This window comes from Candidatus Cloacimonadota bacterium, assembly GCA_028706475.1.
GTDB lineage: Bacteria > Cloacimonadota > Cloacimonadia > Cloacimonadales > Cloacimonadaceae > UBA5456.
This window is the reverse complement of record JAQWBI010000090.1, coordinates 1-2,566: the sequence shown is the minus strand read 5'-3', so window position 1 is coordinate 2,566 and position 2,566 is coordinate 1. Positions and strand designations below refer to the sequence as shown.

Sequence of the window (2,566 nt, the reverse complement as noted above, 5' to 3'; positions counted from 1 at the left end):
GGAGTGAATTCCTGTACTTGCTCCACGTGAATCTTATGTTTTTCCAGCCAGTGTTTCAATGCCAGAGCATCATCCATAGTGGTGCCGGGATGGCCGATAATGATGTAGGGGATGATCTGCCGTTTGATGCCGGCTTTGCGCACTTCTTCGAAATACTCTTTGGAAAAAGCTTCAAAACGTTCGATGGGAGGCTTGCCCATCAGTCTCAGCACATTAGGTGCGCTGTGTTCGGGAGCCAGTTTCAGCCTGCCTCCTGTGTATTTGGCGGCTATCGCTTTGATGTAAGGTTTGTTTCCCAAAGCCAAGTCGTGCCGGATTCCGCTGGCGATAAACACATGTTTGACGGAGGGAAGCTTGGAGATTGCATCCAGCAGTCGCAATTGCGCTTCGTGGTTCAAAACCAGATTGGGACATATCTCCGGGAATACACAACTACGGCGGGGGCAATCGTCCGGAAAACCGCGCTTACAATAGCTCTGATACATGTTGGCACTAGGGCCTCCGACATCACTGATGGATCCTGTGAGCTTAGTGGCTTCTTCCACAATAGAGGCGGCTGAACGGGACTGGATCTTGCGACTCTGATGAATTGCGATGGCGCAGAAGTTGCATCCACCGTAGCAACCCCGATGGCTGGTGATACTCTGTTTGATTTGTTCCCAAGCAGGGATCAATGCTCCTTTGTACATGGGGTGTGGAGCATTCATGAACGGTAGGGAATAGATTTGATCCATCTGTTTGCTGCTTAACGCAGGAGCTGGGGGATTGTGCTTGATCCAGCGACCGCCGTTGAGCTGGTAAAGAGCGCTTGTGGCGTAGTGATTGTAGAATTCACGATTCATGAGGTGAAAAGTATGTTTATCGTGGCAAGCATCAGCATCGGGCAAGCGCAACTCTCCCACTTCCTTTGTAAAACATACCGTGGATGGCATATTACTAAGTTCATGGATCTTCTTTCCTGCATCCAGGAAGCGTGCCAGTTTTGTGATTGTGCTTTCTGCCATACCATAGATTAACAAGTCTGCTTTACTGTCTGCCAGAATGCTGTTGCGAACTTTATCCTGCCAATAGTCATAATGCGCAATGCGGCGTAGAGATGCTTCCACTCCTCCAATCACAACCGGGATGCCCTTAAACAGCCGTTTGACGATGTTTGTGTAAATCATCACAGCACGATCGGGTCTCTTTCCGCTATTGCCTTCCGGACTGTAGGCGTCATCGGATCGCAACCGGCGCTGGGCAGTATAATGATTCACCATGGAGTCCATATTTCCAGAGCTGATGCCAAAAAACAGTCGAGGAGCGCCAAGTGCCATGAAATCCGCGTCGTTATGCCAATCCGGTTGAGCGATGATGCCTACCTTGAATCCGGCTGCTTCCAAGCTCCGCGCGATGATGGGCACGCCAAAGGAGGGATGGTCTACATAGGCATCTCCGCTGATGAGGATGATGTCGCAGGCAGACCAAGCACGGGCATTCAGATCGCTTTTATTAACTGGGAAAAACGCCATATTATTCCAAATAATGTACTGGAAACTACTGTCATGTCAAGCTTGGAGTGCCACAGCGACCGAAGGGAGCTTTTGAATCATTATTATCTTTCCCTTTGTTCGATCCAGTGCTGAACCTGATATCAAGGTGTTATCATCCTGTGCTCACTCGATGATAACCCGATGATATCTACTTCTCTACACGTTGATACACAGAGTGTGAACCGCAGCTCTGAATCATTCGGCAGATGATCTGCCAAAGTGAAGTATGGCAGCCCAGCAGAAAACGACATTCGTACCTTGACGAGTCACTACCTATGCTATCTCCAGCTATTGAAGACCATTTGACTGTATAACATACAGGTATACAATAAAATACAAAATGTCAAATGAGCTCCAATCGCATTATCCAATATATTCGCTTTTGGACAAAGCTCGGAGAAATCATGGAATAGGTCGTGTGGGGACATAAAATGTGATAATAAAGCAAAGGGCGCCGAGATCAGCGCCCAAAACCCAAGCTACACCAATCAGGGATTAGTCCTGATTATATTGATGGCTTGAATGCCTTTGTCGGTTTCGATCAAATCAAAGGTAACTTCTTCGTCCTGATCCAAAATCTTCAATTCCCGGGGAGAATTGGTGACGATGGATTTCCAGTGTACAAAGTACTCTTTATTGTCGTCAGTAAGAATAAAGCCGTAACCTTTATTTTTATTAAACCACTTCACTTTTCCTTTCATAAGAACCTCTTTAGTGTCTTCTACGTCAATAATTGCAATGCCGCTTTTCTCGTCAACACAAATATTATTCATTTTTGCAATTTATATGCTTGATGCCTTTGTAGCAAGCCGTTCAATTCCGCTATTTAATGATGTAAGCGCTGTTTTCACACTGTGTGCAGTCCTGAAGTTTTACATACACAATATCATATTCTTGGGGGATTTGGGGGAGACTGTTCACTTTGACCTGATCTATTTCCAATGAGTTAGCGCATGAGTTAGGTGAAAAAGTGGGCGAAACGACTAAAATATGCTTTCGAAACCGAATTGACAAGAAGGCCAGTATGCCATCTT

At 46.2% G+C, this 2,566-nt stretch carries 2 protein-coding genes; both read right to left on the bottom strand.

The window, feature by feature from the left end:
• Window positions 1–1,511: YgiQ family radical SAM protein (locus tag PHF32_08800; protein ID MDD4560812.1), on the bottom strand; the 1,511-nt coding region annotated here is incomplete at its 3' end.
• A 509-nt stretch (window positions 1,512–2,020) separates the two neighbouring features.
• Window positions 2,021–2,233 carry a cold shock domain-containing protein gene (locus tag PHF32_08795; GenBank protein MDD4560811.1) on the bottom strand — a complete coding sequence of 71 codons (213 nt, stop codon included), beginning with the start codon at window positions 2,231–2,233 and terminating at the stop codon, window positions 2,021–2,023.
• Window positions 2,234–2,566 lie beyond the last annotated feature (333 nt).

Coding starts and splice junctions, on each gene's coding strand:
- PHF32_08795 (MDD4560811.1), bottom strand. CDS start 2,233: ATGAAAGGAAAAGTGAAGTGGTTTAATAAAAATAAAGGTTACGGCTTT.